Source organism: Mesorhizobium sp. M7A.F.Ca.CA.001.04.2.1 (assembly GCF_003998485.1).
Lineage (GTDB): Bacteria > Pseudomonadota > Alphaproteobacteria > Rhizobiales > Rhizobiaceae > Mesorhizobium > Mesorhizobium ciceri.
In genome coordinates, this window is sequence record NZ_RZQT01000021.1 from 25,895 (window position 1) to 42,886 (window position 16,992).

A 16,992-nucleotide genomic window follows, 5' to 3' on the forward strand; every position below is an offset into this window, starting at 1 on the left:
AGTTCCCCAGCCGCGCCACTGCGGTGACTTGGTATAACTCGGCGGAATGTCGAGCCACCTTGCCGCTCCGCACATTGCGCGTCCCAGTCCTCAATTGCCGCGTCATGGAACCAGTAATTTCAAGCGGCGCATTCGTCTGGCGCTGAGACCAAAGTATTGACAACACTATCGTACAATAGATCGATCTAAATAACTGGGCTTATAAGCGATCTTCATCCGATTCAGCAGTTTTGTGGACAGGAGTTCGGATTATGATACTGAGGTCTCTCATCACGCAGCCGGCATCAATCTTTCGCGAATTCGTTGCACCTCGCTATCGGCCTGAACTCCACTACATGCGCGGTCCCGGTCCAGCCTACACGCGTCGCGCGGTCATGGTCGGGGCGAGAAGTGGTTCTGTAGACTGTAATCTCTGGCCGCTCTGCCGTTGTCATATCGGTTGCGCCATTGACACCCGCAGCAAGCCCGCACCCAGCGGGGCTGTCGCAGGCATGACGCTGCTGGCCCTGGTCGCCGCAGCACTGATCGCTGCTACACTGGTCGGCGTAAGGGCGTACCTCCTGACATCCGATGCGATGGCGCACGATGTGTCGCCATCCGCTACGCACCCGCAGGGATGGTCTTATCCTTCTCTTGTCGGCCCGGGTACAATTGCCGAGAAGTCGCTGACAGCGATGGAGCGGAGCCCGAAGGATATGTCGTCGAGGAGATGGGCGAACTGATCACCTACGCAGGAGGTTGGCAGACGGTCGTCGTCGTGCGCGCCGCATCCTTTCGCAGATACACTCTCGAAGCTTCCGACTATGAGCGCAAGCGGATCGCCGAACCCGCCGTCAGCAAGCGCCCTAAGAGTGGGGAACATGGCGCGAGAATCGGGCACCCAATGTTTCCCTTAGTGTTGCATCCGCGATGTCCGCTTCTGGAGGGCGGCAGGGGCCAGCGGAATGACCTAGATTAGGCGCAAAGCTGACGCCAACGCCGGCGCTTGGAAATGTCGATTAGACTAGCTAAGGGGAAAATGGAACAGCACGGTATTTCCGCAGCGCATCAAGTAAAGTCCAATCTCATCCGAGCTCATGGACCGCTACGCCCGGCACTACAGTCTTGGCGATCTCGCACAGGTGCTGGTGATGTGTCAGGTAGATTACCTGTCCTGCACTTGCCATCTCCCCAAACAACCTGAAAACCTCCTCCGACCGGACATGGTCGAAGGTCTCCATGATGTCGTCGGCGATGAATGGTACTGCGGGTCGAAACTGTGCGAACTCGTAATACCCGGCAAGCCTGAGCGCCAGGTAGAGCTGAAAACGTGCCCCTTTTGACAGCGCGTCGGCGACCTTGGATTGCCCGTCGCGCTGCAACGCGATGAGCACTTCCCCACCCTTCACGGGCTGGGTTGTCAGGCCAGAGTACTGGCCGCGCGTCATGAGAGCGAATGCGTCCGATGCGCGCTCCATCATCCCGGAGCGATGACGTTCACGGTAGACGCGCAAAGCATTGCCAGCCGACATTATTCCCAATTTCAGCTCGATATAGCGGACGGCCTTTTCCTCGATTTCCAGAAGGACGGTGCGCCGTTCGGCATCTATGCGGGCAACAGCACTGTCGCCGCCAATAGCGTCCAGCTTGTCGGTCGCGCGCGTCTGCCGAATGAGCTGGTGCTGTATTGCCTCGTCAGAAGCGCGAAGCCGTTGCTCGGCTTCCGCCTTCTCGATTGCGATACTGTCGAGATCGACACCATCCAATATCGAACGCGCCTGCTCGAACCCTTCCACCGCGAGCTCGGAAAAAACCTGCTCCTCAAGTTCGGCCACGGTTGTGCGCAGGCGATCCCTGTCGCGCAGCAGCTCGTCGCGTTGCACGACCTCCGCCAGCGTGGCCACGCTAAAGATGCTCAGAACCTCGTTCTTGCGGCGCTCATGCGCCGAAATCTCGGCATCGAGGATCTCACGCTGATCCTGCAGGCGCCGCAGGTCATTGACGAGGCTTGCCTTGGCCTCGCGCATCCGTTCGGCGCGCTCCAGCCGCTCGGCAAGCCGAATGGCCAGCTGTTCCGCTTCGTCGTCGGCCGCCTCGCCCGCTTCGGCTGCAACGGCGGAAACCTCGACCAGAAAATTGTCCCTGTCGGCCTCCATCTTCTCGATGCGAAGCTGCATTGCGTCCCGGTCCTGAAGGCCCTTGGACAGTTCAGCCATTTGGTCAAGGACGCCCCCCATGCCGGACACCGAGATGCCGCTCTCCAGCCAGGTGCCCTTGAGCGATTCGGCAATACCGGCCTGCCATTCATCCTCACGTCGCTCCGCGACTTCGACAGCGCGGCGCCTGGCGGCCAGATCCTCTTGCCTTGTGCCAACGGTCTTGAGCGCTTCGGTGCGCTCAGCGTCCACCTTGAATTGTCTCTCAAGGAATAGCTCTGCCACGGCCATGACCGTCCCCAGGCTGTCACCAGCATCCGAACCGACGCCGACGCTCGCCAGAGCACCGTTCAACTCCAGGCGTATTCGCCCTTCCTCATCAACCGCCCGCTCGGCTTTCTTGCGCGAAAGCTCGATCTCCTCCCAGGCCGCGAGCGCATCGATGCGGGCAGCGATGCGATCCTCGATCAGTTCGATCAGCTGTTCGGGGGATGTTTCCTGGCACGGTCCGAGCAGCTCTCTGGCGACTGTGCGTATTTCCAAGAGCACGGCCTCCCGATCTGAGCCGTTGCGGGCAAGTTGATCACGCGCATGCCCGATGGTGGCCGCGGCTTCTGCGAGGTTGCGGTTTGTGCTGCGAATTTCGACCAGTTCCCGGGCGTTGGCCAAACGGCCTGCGCCGACACTGTCGTCTCGGGCCAGTGCTGCCGCGAAACCATCCGCCGTTTCCCCAGTCAGGTCATGGCGATGCCTTGCCCAGGCGTCGTCGCGGGCACGCCGAATGACGTCGGCCGCATCATCGTCGGTGACATCCACAGAGGCACGAAGGGCTTCCAGCCGGGCCGAAAGCAAGTCGTGATTGCCCTGGTGCTCGGCAAGACGATCGGAAAGGACGCCCCTGCCCTTCCCGAGCTCCGCTGCCAGCGCCTTCCATGCGCCAATCTGCGCAGCATTCGGAATGGCGACCCTGGCCAGTGCCTGAGCCTCACCCGACCAAGGGTGCAAACGCGCGATCGCGGCCTGCCATCGAATTTCACCGGCATCCGCAGTCTCGCGTGCCGCCTTGATCTCCCTCATGTAGCCGCTGGCCTTGGCCCTAGACAAAGCCGAAACCAGCCTTGCCCTGGCAGGCTCTGGCACGGCCCGTTCTTCGCCGACCCGGTCGCGTGCCGCCTGGAGCACGTCAGCGGCTGCCGTGGCCTCCTCGCGCGCAACGCGCACGCTGGTAGCAATCCCGGATCGCTGCTCGACCATGGTGCGCACAGCGCTAATGGTTGCAGCAGGCAAGAGCAGTTTGGCAGGAACTGGCTCGGAGGATCTTCCAAGGGTGGCAAGACAGGTCGCCACGGAATTGTCGAGGATTTGCAGCTCCGTCCTGCGGCTTGGCAGGTCCAAGCCGGCCGAGACGTGACGCACCTTGCGGTCGGCCAGGCCGCGAACGCGTTCGGAAATCGCAAGGATCGCGTCATCCACATCGACCGAGGCGATTTTCGTCGTCACCCGCTCAAGCTCGTTTTCGCTCGCCGATAGCCGCGTTCTCAGGCTGGCGTCGTCATCGATCATCTCAGTGACGCTGCCGGTCCAGGTCCGTGACGGTGAGGCGATCTCTGGCAACTCGGCCAGTTGGGCTTGCTTGCGCCGGATATCGGCGAGGATCGGGATCGCCCGAAGATACTTCGCGATGGTCTCGAGGCGAGCCGACAGCACCGACCGTTCGGCGATGCTGCGGTCGTATTTTTCGGTCGCGTCGAGACGCTCGGCTTCAAGGCTCTCATAACTCGACGCCAAGGTGTCGACCGCGTCCTTACTGGCCTTCAGTTCCGCAAGCCGCTTCTTGAGCAGCGCAAGTTCGGTTCCGTGTGCCTGTTTGCGATAGAGCCTGTCCGCTTCGGCCTCGAGCACGCTCAATGTATCGCTTGCGTGCCCGAGGCCGGCGCTGGCCGTGAACAGCAGCTTGCCCAGGTCGCCGCGCGATTCCAGGATTGATTTTCCACCTGCTTCCAGCGTTTCATCGTCCAACGAGAACATGGTCTCGTATGCGTCGCGAGTCAGGCCAGCCAGATGTGCCAATATCGCGATTTCGCTGACCGGCTGGCCAGTCTCGTCCAACAATGAGCTGGCGCGCTGTTTCGTGCGTGTGAAGGTGTGCTCCGCACCGCCGAGTTCGAGCACCCCGCCGATTCGCATCGCACTGTACTCGTGCAGGAAATTGTAGCGGCTGCGTTCCTCGATGCCGAACAACAGATCGAGATAGCCGGAAAGCGCGGTCGACTTGCCGGCTTCGTTCAGGCCGAAGACGATATGCAGATCGGGACCGGATTCCGGTTTCGGCCCGAAGTCGATCGTCCTGTCGGTGAACTTGCCGTAGCGGATGAGGTCAAGGCGGCGCAGCCTCATTGTGATCCACCGGCCTTGAGGCGGGCGGTGACCAGATTTGCGCCGTTGGCAAGCACCCTATCGAGGAACAACTCCTGCTCAGCCTCGTCCTTGCCGGCGAAATCGCGCCCGTCAGGCGGAAGATCCGCGACCATCTTCTGGACCAAGGCCCTCGCCTCAGCTCGGAACGCGTCCGAGCCGGCATCGGCGCGCATGGATTGAGCGAGCTCGAAAATCGGGTCGGCGGCTTCCTCGGAGGTCTGGGATGTGGATGGAGACACTTTGAGCTCGAGCTTCTCCACCCAAGTGTCTCCCGTCTGCTCCGCGGCCTGCTCGGCCTCTGCGAGCAGCAGGTCGCGATCACGGATCAAGGCCCAGGACAAAGGTGACGCACCGGTCAGGTCGAGACGAACCACGGCATGACGGGATTTGACAGAGGCGCGAACACGTTCGAGTGCGGAACGGACTCGTCCGACGACATCGGACCATTCCTCCATTTCGGTCAGGTCGACATTCACCCTTTCGAATTGCGCGATGCTGGTCAGCCTCTCCTCTATCTCTACGGTGCGGTCGTCTCGTATCGTCACCAGGGTGACGGATTTCTCCCCGGCCTCATTGATGTCCCTGCCCTGTGGAATTCCCGGCATCACCACCGTGCTCGCCCCAGGATGGACCTGGCGGACATGGATGTGCCCAAGCGCCCAGTAGTCGAAGCCATGGGCATGCAGGTCGGTGGCGTTGCAGGGGGCATAGACGTCGTGGCCGGGCGATCCGGCCAGGCTGGTATGCATAATGCCGACATTGACCGTGCCTTCACGCGGCACCGAATACTTGGGCAGCAGGCTGTCCGGCGCCTTGGGGCTGGCAAAGCTCAAGCCATGAAACATGACGTCGAGCCCGGCGGCTGTCTGCAGCACGGACTGGGGACGGCCACCGAATATCGTGACCGTCTCCGGGAACACCAGCTGCTTCGATATGCGCGATAGCGCGTCATGATTGCCACGGATCTTGAAGACTCTAATGCCGGCCTGGTGCAGCCGTGTCATCTGCGACGCCAGGAAGCGGGCGGTTTTCATCGACGTCTGATCGCCGTCGTAGAGATCGCCGGCAATGACCAGCGCATCGACACGTTCCGCAAGGCAGAGATCGACGATCGAGACAAACGCCTGGCGACTGGCGTCTCCGACGAGTTCGGCAAGGTCGCCGTTTCGCATCGCCAGCGAACGCAGTGGCGAGTCGAGATGGATGTCGGCGGTGTGAACGAATCGGAATGGCATGGGGAAGTCTCCGGTCACAATTATACGAGTGTTCGACCGCGGCTCGACAGGAAAATCTCAAGATAGGGGTGTTGGCGTTCGGGTATAGGTCGCCCTTGAGCAAGGGTCTTGGCTATGTGCCGGGTAAGGCCATTTCGCGTTGACAGGGAGTTGCAAAACACCGCCCGAATGTCGAACATTCTCGGGATCGCGATCGATCCTTAGAACCCGGGAGCCTGTCTGGGGGCAATCTATCGGAGCGACTGCAGCGCCGGATGCCCAGATGCTACGGGTAATCTCGGCCGCAACGGAACTCGCCGGCGACCTCAAGCGAACAGATTGAATTATTGCACGAATACCAGTGTGCCGTCCGGAATTATCTGTCGCTGTCCGGAATTAAGCCGGGCTGCGGAGGTCGTCTGCGGCGGCGTTTCGGCGCTCGTGTAGAAGCCTGAGCACACCGCTGCCGCACGACATGCCGCGAAGCGTGGTCTCTATCCGAGGAAGACGAATGCTGCCGAAGCCGCTGGTCCCGGCAGCGCTATTCTGGAGGAGATGGCAAAGCGCGCGAAGGGAGGTGTTCTCACCGTAGATAACAATCGCTTCGTAGGCGTCGGCTCCCTCAACGTTGTGTTCCGCGCCGATCCTCACGCAGTCCTCCCGCGTCGGCTGCCCGATCTCGAAACGCATGCCGATACGGCTTTCGATCTGATCCACAGCGTGGGTATCACGCCTCGTGCCGGCTAACCGATGAGTGTTGCCGGCGAGCAGTAAAGCGAAGCCGCACCGCTCCTGAAGATGCAGCAGCTCCCGCAAAACAGTGGGTGTGAAGTTCTGATATTCGTCCACCAGCAACGGACGCGTCGGGCCGTATCGGGCGCCCAAAAAATTCATGCAATCCTTCGCAAGATCGTAGGTGTGCTTGCTGTCCCTTTGGACGCCGTAGGCGTCATGCAGCATCAGGAACATCGGCCTGATAGCCTTGGTATGCTGCGTCACCTCACAATAGGCAGCTCCGCTTTGGGCGGCTATCCAGTTGAGCGCTACAGTCTTTCCGAGTCCGGCTTTGCCGACCGCAAGCACCGGATATCGCATCTTGACCGCCATATCGAATGCAGCCCGTACGGTGAACGCGGCGCGGGTTTCGATAAACGTCATCCGACGATCCTCTTCGCCAAGTCCATCTGAACGGCTATGCGCTCGTCCTGTTCGCGTCGGCGCTCTTCGGAGGTCGAAGCCCTCTTCGGCATTACGATCCGCGCCGGCCGCTTCGCCGGATCGTGAGAGACGATGCCGACGGGCTCGTTGGGGACCGTGTCAAGCTGGGCTTCGCCGCGTGCGATCAGGCGTGCAGCCACGTCGATATCAGGGGCTGACCGATCGAGGTCACGCACCGCCTGCCGATGCACCTTTGCGCGTTCGGCTGATGCTTTTGCGCCGCGCTTGTCGAGCGGATGGAACTCGACGTCGGGAGAGGCTATGCCGACTCGTTCACCATAGCGGTCAAGCAGCAGCAACTCGGCCGGTGTGTGATAGGCCGGCACACGAACCCAGATCTTCTCGTACTGGTAAGCCTGCAATTCTGGGCATGTCCAATGACGGCCACCGACCGATATCGCACCCTGAACAACCGACCGCTCTTCGGTTCGCGCACATGCCGCGCGCACTTCATCGCGGCTCATCGCAGTCGGCGTCCATCCGGCCTCAAGGTGTTTGCGGAATGTGGCTTCAGGTGAGAGACCTTTGAGCGCGCTCTTTTTGCCCTGCGCAGTGTGATTATAGGTGCGCACGAAGCCTTCTATGGCCGGCACCACATCTTCGAACGTGCCGAACGGAGCCACTGTCCTCCCGATAGCCTCCTGCTTCTTGCTCATTCGGTTGCCGCCGATGTGGCCGCGCGCCGTGCTGAAATAGCGCGTCTCCAGGTCGCCGAATAAACGCTCAATCGGCTTTGCAGAGGCGTTGTAGGGCAAAGCATTGATGACGTGGGTTGATCGGGACGGGCCATGGAAGCCCGGCACGGTAAGCAGCATGGCATCGTCCAGAAAGGCGGCGAAGCTGAATTCTTTGCCGTTGTCGACATAGAGCGACTGCGGCATGCCCCACGCTTCGATCATGGCCGCGAACACTTCGATCACGTCGCGGTTTTGCACTCCGCCGCGCTTTTCGAAAAAGATCAGCCCTATCCAGAGGCGCTGCGTCGCCCAATCTAAGAAGCCGATCAGCCTAGCAGTGGCGACAGTGCCGTCAGGACGAGTGAGGTGAATGTCGACAGGGTGAACATCGCCGACCACCAGCTCCATCGGCTGCAGGCAGGCGACGGTGCGCCGGATGCGCGGCCGGCGATCATCATAAGCCTTATGGTCGCGCTTAAACCGGTGGACGTTTCGGAAGTGGAGTTCCGCTGAGACGAGGTCGGTTGGAATAGAACAAGCGCGCTCCATCACGTTAGGATCGCCGGGAGGGAAACCCCAGGCCCGAGTCGCGTCGATCAGGAACTTCTCGGCTTCTTGCAGGGTGTGGCCCCACGACATGCCGCCTTTGAGTAGGCCGCGGATTTCCTGCTTTAGGTCCTCCGCGATTTTTGCCTTGGTGGATGCGTCGAACGGGACCAGCTTGTCCCACCTCCGGCTTATGACGACACGCTTCTTGCCCCTGTCCGATCGACCATGCCGTCCGACCTTCATGTCTTCGTCAAAGCGTGCGGCATGGCGCTGCAGCGTCCGCAGGGAATAGCTGACCGCCGTGCCCTCCCAGTTCCGCGTTGGGTTGTCTGCTAGCTCGGCCAGGGCGTCGGTGCGGGCAGTCGATTTGACTGGATGCTGAAGCGCTGGCCTCAGGTAATCGAGCCACCATGTGTGCTCTGCCGTCCTGCCGGTGATTGATTTCGAGTGGTTTTCAACGAGGATTTGAGAGACCTTTAAACGGTGCTGGTATTCGAGCGGCAGGGACGTGGAATTCACCTGATATTGCTCTCCGGCGTTCCCGCCGCGCCGACCATTGACCTTCCGCACTTCGAGCGGATTTTTTCGCCAGCGACGCCGACGAAGAGCGCGGTGAGCGACTTGCCGCCGAATGCCGACCAGTGCAGCAAACTCAACTGTGGTCAGCCACTCACTCATAGCTAGTAACCTGGCGTCGACGCGGGGCAATTCCTGAGAATTTTGTGGGGATATGCTACATCGCGAACGTGTAGGCTATTTGACGATCGTCCGAGACCACCTCGCGGAGGCAATATCAATGTCACCCCCGGCGAGAAGATACTATTAAGCGCTGCAATAGCGCTGGGTCGTAAGCTCGATGACGCCTCCGCTAGGGATTGGGCCGGTTGGATCTGATAACCGCCTTCGGATTCCAGGAAATCGTAAAGCTCGTTGAGGCAGTGCGCATCGACGAAACGATCAACGACCAACATCTGGCGAGCCGTCTTGTCGGGTTAGTCAATGACCGCAACTGAACTGAAGCGAATCCCCCGAGAGGTGCGAGCGCCACTCGCTCGATAAGGGTTACCAAAACCCGTTCCTGTGGGTTACCAATCCGCTTGTTGGGTGGCCTCAGGTTACCAATCAACGCCGCAGTAAGCTTAATGGAGACAGCCCCTTAGCGCCAGTTCGGAATTAATTGTCGTTGGGGCACATTGGTAACCTGTTGACCGAAGGGCATTGGTAACCTCGTCCGGCGAAAAGGGTGGAATATGAACCACTTAGCAGTCTTCGACAGATAATTCCGGACTTGGGGTATCACCAACGACAGATAATTCTGGACGGCATATTGGTTTGCCAAAATGCGAGGACTTGTTTCGCAAATCGCGCCCCGATTAGCTAGCAGTCGGCCTAAACCGAACGCAAATTCCGGGCCTGCTATTCTGGAGCCCCGGCGAACGCCAGGGCCTTCTCAAGCTTAGCGTCCTGCTTCATGGTTTGCCTGCGGGCAGCCAGGTTTCTGTTCTCCGCAGAATGCTGTGCGAGCCACCGCAGCAGGCGACAGAAGAGTCCAGACGCCAACTCCGGTCTGCCTAGTGCAATCGCGTACACAATCCGAGCAAGGACTCTCGCGTAGCGGCGAAACAACTCATCCTCCAGCGAGACGATAGCCTCGAAACTGCCCGGGTCGCCCTGACGTGCGCATCGCCCGAAGAGCTGACGATCGATGCGAGCAGATTCGTGGAATTCGGTCAGAACGACATGTAATCCGCCGCTTTGGACAATGCTCTGCGCGAGCCGAATGTCGGTTCCTCGACCCGCCATGTTTGTCGCTACGGTCACGCGCCCTGCTTCTCCCGCAGCCGCAACGATGGCCGCTTCCTCCGCGTCCTGACGGGCATTCAGCACCGTGTGGCCAAGTCCATGCGAATTGAGCAAGGCACTCAGCTGCTCAGAAGCTTCGACCGATCGAGTTCCAATGAGGACTGGTCTTCCGAGCTTCCTCAACTCGCGCACATGGGCGGCGACTTTGCGCCACTTTTCCTCGGCGGTTCGGCAAAGGTATACCCCCACGTTCCGTCGCTGGACCCCGCGATGCGTCGGAATTCTGACGACCTCGAGCCCATAGACTTCCTGCAGCTCCGTCGAAATCTCCGCAGCCGTGCCGGTCATCCCAGCCAGCCACAAATATCTCCTGAAGAATCGTTGATAGGTAATCTGTGCAAGTGTTTCCCGACGGCCGGTTGTTTTACAACCTTCTTTAGTCTCCACCAGTTGGTGAAGACCGCGCTCCCAAGACCGGTCGGCCATTACCCGTCCAGTATACTCGTCGACAATCTGTACCTTCCCGTCTGTCACAATATAGTGGACGTCCCGTTTGAAGAGATGGAGGGCGGACAGGGCCTGCTCCACCAATTCAAGGCGCACCCTTCGCGACGCCCAAAGGCCGCCCACAGCCGAGGCGTCAGTGCCAGCGACTAAGGCCCGCCCTCGTTCGGTCAGCCGGACTGCCCTCTCGCTGCCCAACAAACGATAGTGCTCACCGGCCCTCAGACCTTTAGCCAAATCCAACGCTGCCCTGTAAATCTCGGTCGCAGCCGGATCGTCAGTCTCGCGCGAAATGATGAGGGGTGTCCTGGCTTCATCAACCAACACGCTGTCGGCCTCGTCGACAATTGCAAAATGCAACCCCCGCAACAGGAGCTGGGATGCCTGCTGCCCGTCACCGATCGTCTTGTCTAGCAGAACACGAGCACCGCTGCGACGCCCGCGCAGCGCGATCGTATCCCGCAGGTAGTCAAAGGTAAGCTCTTTGTTGGTGCAGTAGGCGACGTCGCAAGCGTAGGCAGCGCTACGAACCGATGGATCTTGCCCATGCAGCACCAGCCCTACCGTTAGTCCAAGGTTCTCATAGACGGGCCTGAGTTGATCAGCATCCCGCTGTGCAAGATAGTCGTTAACAGTGACGATGTGGACTGGAACTCCAGCGAGCGCGGCTGTGGCCGCCGGCAGGAGCGCCGTGAGCGTCTTGCCTTCACCCGTTTCCATCTCCGCGAGTCGACCTTTGAGAAGTGCATAGCCACCGATAAGTTGCACCGGATGATGCTGCATGCCGAGGAGACGTTGCGAGCATTCTCTTATTAGCGCAAATGAACGAGCGACGATGCTTTCTGCGAGTCCTTCACGCGAGAGGGCCAGCTTGATTTTTTCAGCGGCCACCGAGATGCTGTCATCAGCGAGCGTTTGATACTCGTCCCCAAAGCGCTCGACGTCTTCCAGAAATGTTCTGAAGCCGTTCAACGTCATACTTGGTCGGCGCTTGACCTTTGCCTGGACTCTGGTGAGAGCGTCGTCGAGGAAGCTCGCGGTCTCCCGCCGTCTTTCGGCAAACGGCATCATCCGGAGGTCCGCGATCCTCCAAGGCCTGATCGTGTCTTCACGCATGGAACTGGGACAGAAAGAGTTGCCGCACCCGGCGTGCCATCTGCAGGCCAACCGGCTCCCATTCGAGCTCGAACCGAACATAAACGCGGCTCCCGAAAGCTGGCGGGAGAGCGTCAGCGGAAATCTTCAGATCGAATTGGAACCAGCGTCTGAGGGAGTTGAGCCCCTCGGCGTCACGCGGATCAACGGCAATGGCGCCACCACCGCTCGACGTCAAAGCCTTGCTCGGAAGCTTGTCGTAGGCGGCAGGCACTTCACGCAGAATTTCCGCCGGAACCGCGGCGCCACTCTGTCCCGGCATTCGCACCGTGACGCGAATCAATTTCTCTCGCACGAGATCGATATCGTCCTGCGAGACCACTACGCGGACGATGCTTCCCGCAGGTGGCGTCACATAACCGAGGATCGCTCCCTGCCGGAAGAAGCGCTCAGGCATATCCTCGCTCTGTTCAACGACCAGAACTCCGGCAGCGGCGCTGGTCGCCACCAGGTGGCGAAAACGATCCTGCGCTCGATCGAGCTCCGCCTGGGCTTCATCAAGTTCCTTCCTTGTCACCTCGGCCTGCGCGCGGTTGACAAAACGTTCCGCCCGGAACTGAAGATCAAGTTCCCTGACGCGGGCCTTCAGGATTGAACTCTGCATCTCCAGAACCGGATCGGTGCTTTCGAACAGGGGCTGGCCCGGTTCCACGGGTGAGCCAGGGAGGCGCTTCAGTTCCCGCAGGAATCCATCAGCGCCGGCGCGGACGTAGGCTTCCTCCGGCAGCCAGATCACGCCTTGTGACATTGTCAGGTGCGGGGCTGGCACAGCAAAGAGCAGCGCGGTTCCAGCAAGCAAGGTGAGGGACGTGACCACCACTGCCCGCATCCGATGACGGCGCAATCGAGGGCTGGCGATGACGTGCCATAGCATCTTGGCTGCGGGCAGCGCCACACCCGAAACGATCCCCCACAGTGCCACAAGGATGCCGAGGATCAGGTAGTGCGTTGCGACAAACAGCGAAATGCCGAACAGGACGAGCATTCGATAGATGAATGACGCGGGCGCGAAAGCAAGCAACCAGATTCGTTCGCCCGGACCGAGCGGAAGCGTGCGCTCCTTTTCGACACCGAAGGCATAGCGCTCGACCAGGCGGCCCCAGAATTCGGACGAGCGCTGTGCGAGATTGGGCATCTCGACAAGATCGGCCAGCACGAAGTAGCCGTCGAACTTGAGCAGCGGATTTCCGTTGACCAGCACGGTCGAAAGACCGGCAACGAGCATCACGTCGAAGGCTATTGCCCGCACGACGCCGGTCTCCACAGTCAGCCACACATAGAGCCCAAAGGCCGCTAGCAGCGTTTCAACCAGGATTCCGGCCCCTGCCACTGCTGCACGCTGATACTTGCTGCGAAATCCGGCCGATGCCGAAGCATTCACATAGGGCACAGGAAAGAAGACCAGGAACATCAGCCCCATTTCATGGACTTCACCACCGAAGGCCCGCGTCGTCAGACCGTGCCCCAGTTCATGCAGCAGTTTGACGACAGGATAGACAAGAGCAATCAAAAGCAGGCCCTGCGCCGCGAAGACCCGATCCGAGATATCTTGCGACAGGGCATGTGAGTGAAGGCTGGCCAAGTACAGCGCAGGCGCGACAACGACAACCCACAGAACCAGGCCGAGCTTGCCAAAAAGCCCGCGGCAAAACGGGAGTGCCGCCTTCAGGAAGCGATCGGGGTCAAAGAGTGGCAGAGTGAGGGATAGCGGGCTCTTGAGATTGCGCTTCAATAGCGCCTGACTTTGCTTGGAGAACCGATCGAATGCTTCCAGGGCGTCCGGCTGAGTGTCGTGGCGAATGAGATCCGCGACATGAAGCTGCGTCAGCAATCCAATTGTCTCGTCCTGGCTCGGCGCACTGTCGCCGAACATGTCCACCATGCTGTTCCAGATGGCGTCGACAGTCTGTCGCCCGTCGAGATTGGCAATGAAGTAGTATGCGACCGGTGTGAACCGGTGGGACTTGCCGCTGGCGGCGTCCTGAATGACGTACCAGGCGCTGCCGCGATAGCGATGACGATGGATCCGCGCATGAAGCCGGAGCTTCGGCTTGAGGCCGCAGACCCTATACCAGTTTGAGCTCAGAAACGGTTCAACCACCACCTGCTCCCATGCCCATTAGGGGATCCAAGCCCAGATAAGGAGCCTGGTTCGCTCGATCAGGTTGCGCCCCAAAACCCAAAGCAGCCGGCGCTCACCAATTTCGATCTTGCCGATGCCTTCCATACCCGGCCGCAGAGGAAGGTCATTGGAAAGCAGGTTCGCTTCGACGCGGAAGAAGTTACGGCCGTCCTCGGCGGTCGCCACGGAGGTCAGCCGGGCGATACGGAATGGGACCGTCTGGCCGGCCGCACCGGTAAGCGCGAGAGCACCCTTTTGTCCGATGGCAATGTGCCGGATGTCCTCCTCATCGACCCGCAACACGACCCGATATGAACTCAACGGCGCGACCTCGAACAAAACCTTGCCTTGCTGAACAGGTGCGCCGAGCATCTGACTTAGATCCCCAGAGACAACGAAGCCGTCGACCGCGGCGACAATCCTGCTGCGCGCCAGCTTATCCTTGGCTAGTCTCGCTTGGGCCTCTGCCTGATCGATCTGCGCCTGCAGCACCTGCATATTCAGCCGGTCGTGCTGCGATTGTGCGTCTCTGTGTTTCTGCTGGAGTTTGCGAACCTCCATCTCCCACCGCGTGCTCTCCAGCACGAGATCGCGATCGTCGAGGCTAGCGAGAACGTCACCCTGGTGTACGATGTCGCCAGGTCGCACATTTGCGCGGGCGATGAACCCGTCGAAGGGCGCCACCGCGGCTCGCTGTATCGAGCCCTCGAGCACGGACTTGGCTGATACCCGGAATTCGGTGTTGGCAAAGGCGAGAGACCCGAACAGAGCGAGTGCCGACAGGACTGCGAGCTTGAGCGCGGGTCGGCGCGGTCCGAAGATCGCCGTAAGGGTTGACCGGGCGTTTGTGGCGATCCTGCCAGCGATCCAGCGCTCGGACCCTCGCTGCAGCTCAAGCACAGGGCCGGCAAGGGTCCCAAGGAGCTGGAGAGTTTGAACCGCCTCGAGATCAAAAGGATCGTTGGTTTGACGCTCCAGCGTCATCACGCCGATCGGTCCGTTGGCGGCTGAGAGCAGCACCGACAGAACGCTCCTGATCCGGCCCGAACCGACAAGTTCCTTGTGAGCTACCGCGATCCGCCGTTCGGTTCCAGTCACCACGGGATAAGATACCGGTAGTCTCTGGTCGAACGCCTCGTCCATGGCGTTTTCCAGTGTGCCGACCAACTCCGACTTCCGCTGAAACCAGGCCGAGTGCGACATCGCCCGCATCCGGATTCCGCGCCGCTCATGGAACCCCAGTGAAACGCGCTCGCAGCCGAAGCGCGCCGCAACTTCGTTCGTCAGAGCCAAGGCCGCAGTCTGGAGTCTGGAGTGTTCCTCGACGACTGCAAGCATGTGGAGGGTTGCATTTGCGCGAGCGAGCAGACCTATCTCGCCAGTGGCCCGCTGCCGCAGCAAGGCTGCTTCCAGCCACCCGGTCCCCCATTGCAACTGCCGGAAAACGGACTTGAGATCGAAACCGGCATGGGAGACAACGTCAAGCACGACGACGCCTACGGCGTTGCCCTGCACGTCGATTGGAAATGCGACATGCACACGCGCCATAGGACCCGTACTTGCCGGGATTGATCGTACGACCCCACGGTGCTCTCGGATTGCCTGCTCTGCCCCAGGGCTCAGGTATGAGACATCCTTTTCGGGGTCCGGCCAAATGGCGGCAGGCCGGTACGGACCTTCTGGACTCTGAAGCAGAAGGAGGCCAGCCCCCGTTTGCTGGATCTGGCTACACTGCAGAGCCAGCCAGCAGGAGCAGAACGTTGCCAGGTTGTCGGCTGTCGCAAGCGACGCCCAAAGCACGGCGTCATCCCGCGACGAAACTTTGCCGCCATCCGCGGTGCGGTCCCTCGTAGCGTCGTTTTCAAATTGATCAAGAGTGTCCATCGAACACCTCGAGATCCGTGGCACCAGGCCCAATCGATTTCATAGAGGCGGACAAAACGCTGTCCTGTTCCAAGCAATGGTGGACCGCTCGCTTTTCCATCTTCGTCCGCCCACGCCAGTTCACCCCGCATCGTGCCGCTGGTTCGCAACAAGCGTGCGAAACTTGATCGTGCAGCGCAGCCCCGCCGGCACCTTGCCCTCCGGGTTGTCGAGCGTAAGCCTCACACCGAAAGTCGCGCTGGGGGCATCGATGAACCGGTCGACCACCGACACCTTGGCGGTAAGACGGCCCCCGACAGGGTCTTCCGGATAGACTTCGGCAAGAGCGCCGACCTGGATTCTTCCCAAGCGTTCGAGTGGCAGATACACCTCCACAAACAGCGGATCGGTCCTAAGGATAGTCAACACGTGGGCCTGGTCGTGAAGGTACGCTCCGGCCGTGAGCGCGCGCTCTATGACAACACCGTCGTACGGGCTGCGTATCATACGCTGCTCCAGCAGTGCCTCTGAATGCCTCAACTCGAGCTGCGCCATCCGAAAGCTAAGTTCGGCCTCGTGCAGTTCCTGCTCGGCTTGTTTCAAGTCAGAATCGCTTTCGTCGCGGCTCGCCTCGGATGCTGCCTTCATCTCGGCGAGCTTCGTTATCCGATTGGACTTCTTGGTGAGGTATTCCATTCGAGATCTTTTCGAGAGCACCTCATGGTCGTTTTCTGCCCGAGCCCGGGCTACCTCGAGCGAGGTTCGTTCGACGCCCGAGTCGAGCTCGGCTACGATTTGACCTGCTGTAACTGCATCGCCACGATCGGCAAATACCTCTTTCACGAGCCCTGAAACGGAAGCGCCGAGCTCGACCTTCGCACTTGGCTCAATCAGACAATCGGCATCGAAGGCGGCTTGTCTCTCTTGCGCAAGAGCGGGCTTCGAAGCAGACGCAAATGCCAGCGCTGCAGAAGCGCCGATCACCAAGGCGCAAAGAGAAGAGTGCGATAATCGCAGCTTAGCGCAGTTCGCCATGGCGGTTTTCGTGCTCCTGGATGAGCTTCGTAATGAGCTCCTGCAAGCGCTTCGCCGCGAATGGGCTCAGGATAATGCGGTGGTGCAGCTCGATCTCGAGATCTCGCTGCTGAAGATCCCAATTCTGGTTGATCCCGAAATTGAGGACCACCTCTTCTCGCGTGCTGGTGGCGTTGCAGACATTGCAATAGCTGCTTTTCAAGTTCGCCGTGTTCAAACGTACAGGAGGCTGCGTCTTGCCCGCCGCAATCGTTTCGTTTGAGCCATTCTCTGACTTGCCGCTCGCCATCGTGTTACCC

The 16,992-nt window shown here is 60.2% G+C and carries 10 protein-coding genes; 1 reads left to right on the forward strand and 9 read right to left on the reverse strand.

Annotation, left to right across the window (positions count from 1 at the left end):
- Positions 1–1,064: 1,064 nt before the first annotated feature.
- The 4 genes from EN955_RS09485 to EN955_RS09500 form a co-directional block, all read right to left on the reverse strand.
- Positions 1,065–4,532: an AAA family ATPase gene (locus tag EN955_RS09485; RefSeq protein ID WP_024504952.1), complete on the reverse strand. Its 3,468-nt coding sequence runs from the start codon at positions 4,530–4,532 to the stop codon at positions 1,065–1,067.
- Positions 4,529–5,788 carry an exonuclease SbcCD subunit D gene (locus EN955_RS09490; protein WP_024504953.1) on the reverse strand — a complete coding sequence of 420 codons (1,260 nt, stop codon included), beginning with the start codon at positions 5,786–5,788 and terminating at the stop codon, positions 4,529–4,531. Before EN955_RS09490 ends, EN955_RS09485 begins: the two co-directional genes overlap by 4 nt.
- Positions 5,789–6,163: 375 nt before the next feature.
- Positions 6,164–6,925, reverse strand: coding sequence for an AAA family ATPase (locus EN955_RS09495; protein WP_024504954.1), 762 nt, complete (start codon positions 6,923–6,925; stop codon positions 6,164–6,166).
- Complete coding sequence (locus EN955_RS09500) at positions 6,922–8,889, reverse strand: hypothetical protein (protein ID WP_127219040.1); 1,968 nt, start codon at positions 8,887–8,889, stop codon at positions 6,922–6,924. Before EN955_RS09500 ends, EN955_RS09495 begins: the two co-directional genes overlap by 4 nt.
- 206 nt (positions 8,890–9,095) lie before the next feature.
- Between EN955_RS09500 and EN955_RS35855 the strand changes: the two genes are divergently transcribed.
- A complete protein-coding gene (locus EN955_RS35855; RefSeq protein WP_255337276.1) occupies positions 9,096–9,224 on the forward strand; it encodes a hypothetical protein in 129 nt (42 codons plus the stop codon).
- 403 nt (positions 9,225–9,627) lie between these two features.
- Here the strand turns inward: EN955_RS35855 and EN955_RS09505 are convergent, their stop codons facing one another.
- The 5 genes from EN955_RS09505 to EN955_RS09525 all read right to left on the reverse strand — a co-directional run bounded on the left by EN955_RS09505 (position 9,628) and on the right by EN955_RS09525 (position 16,982).
- Positions 9,628–11,589 carry a DEAD/DEAH box helicase gene (locus tag EN955_RS09505; protein ID WP_164752926.1) on the reverse strand — a complete coding sequence of 654 codons (1,962 nt, stop codon included), beginning with the start codon at positions 11,587–11,589 and terminating at the stop codon, positions 9,628–9,630.
- Positions 11,590–11,626: 37 nt separating this feature from the next.
- Positions 11,627–13,774 carry a hypothetical protein gene (locus EN955_RS09510; RefSeq protein WP_024504957.1) on the reverse strand — a complete coding sequence of 716 codons (2,148 nt, stop codon included), beginning with the start codon at positions 13,772–13,774 and terminating at the stop codon, positions 11,627–11,629.
- Positions 13,775–13,792: 18 nt separating this feature from the next.
- Positions 13,793–15,343 carry an HlyD family efflux transporter periplasmic adaptor subunit gene (locus EN955_RS09515; protein WP_164752907.1) on the reverse strand — a complete coding sequence of 517 codons (1,551 nt, stop codon included), beginning with the start codon at positions 15,341–15,343 and terminating at the stop codon, positions 13,793–13,795.
- 456 nt (positions 15,344–15,799) lie between these two features.
- Positions 15,800–16,693, reverse strand: coding sequence for an efflux RND transporter periplasmic adaptor subunit (locus EN955_RS09520; RefSeq protein ID WP_024504959.1), 894 nt, complete (start codon positions 16,691–16,693; stop codon positions 15,800–15,802).
- The gene (locus tag EN955_RS09525; RefSeq protein WP_024504960.1) at positions 16,677–16,982 is read right to left on the reverse strand and encodes a DUF3467 domain-containing protein; all 306 of its coding nucleotides are present in this window, start codon (positions 16,980–16,982) and stop codon (positions 16,677–16,679) included. Before EN955_RS09525 ends, EN955_RS09520 begins: the two co-directional genes overlap by 17 nt.
- Positions 16,983–16,992 lie beyond the last annotated feature (10 nt).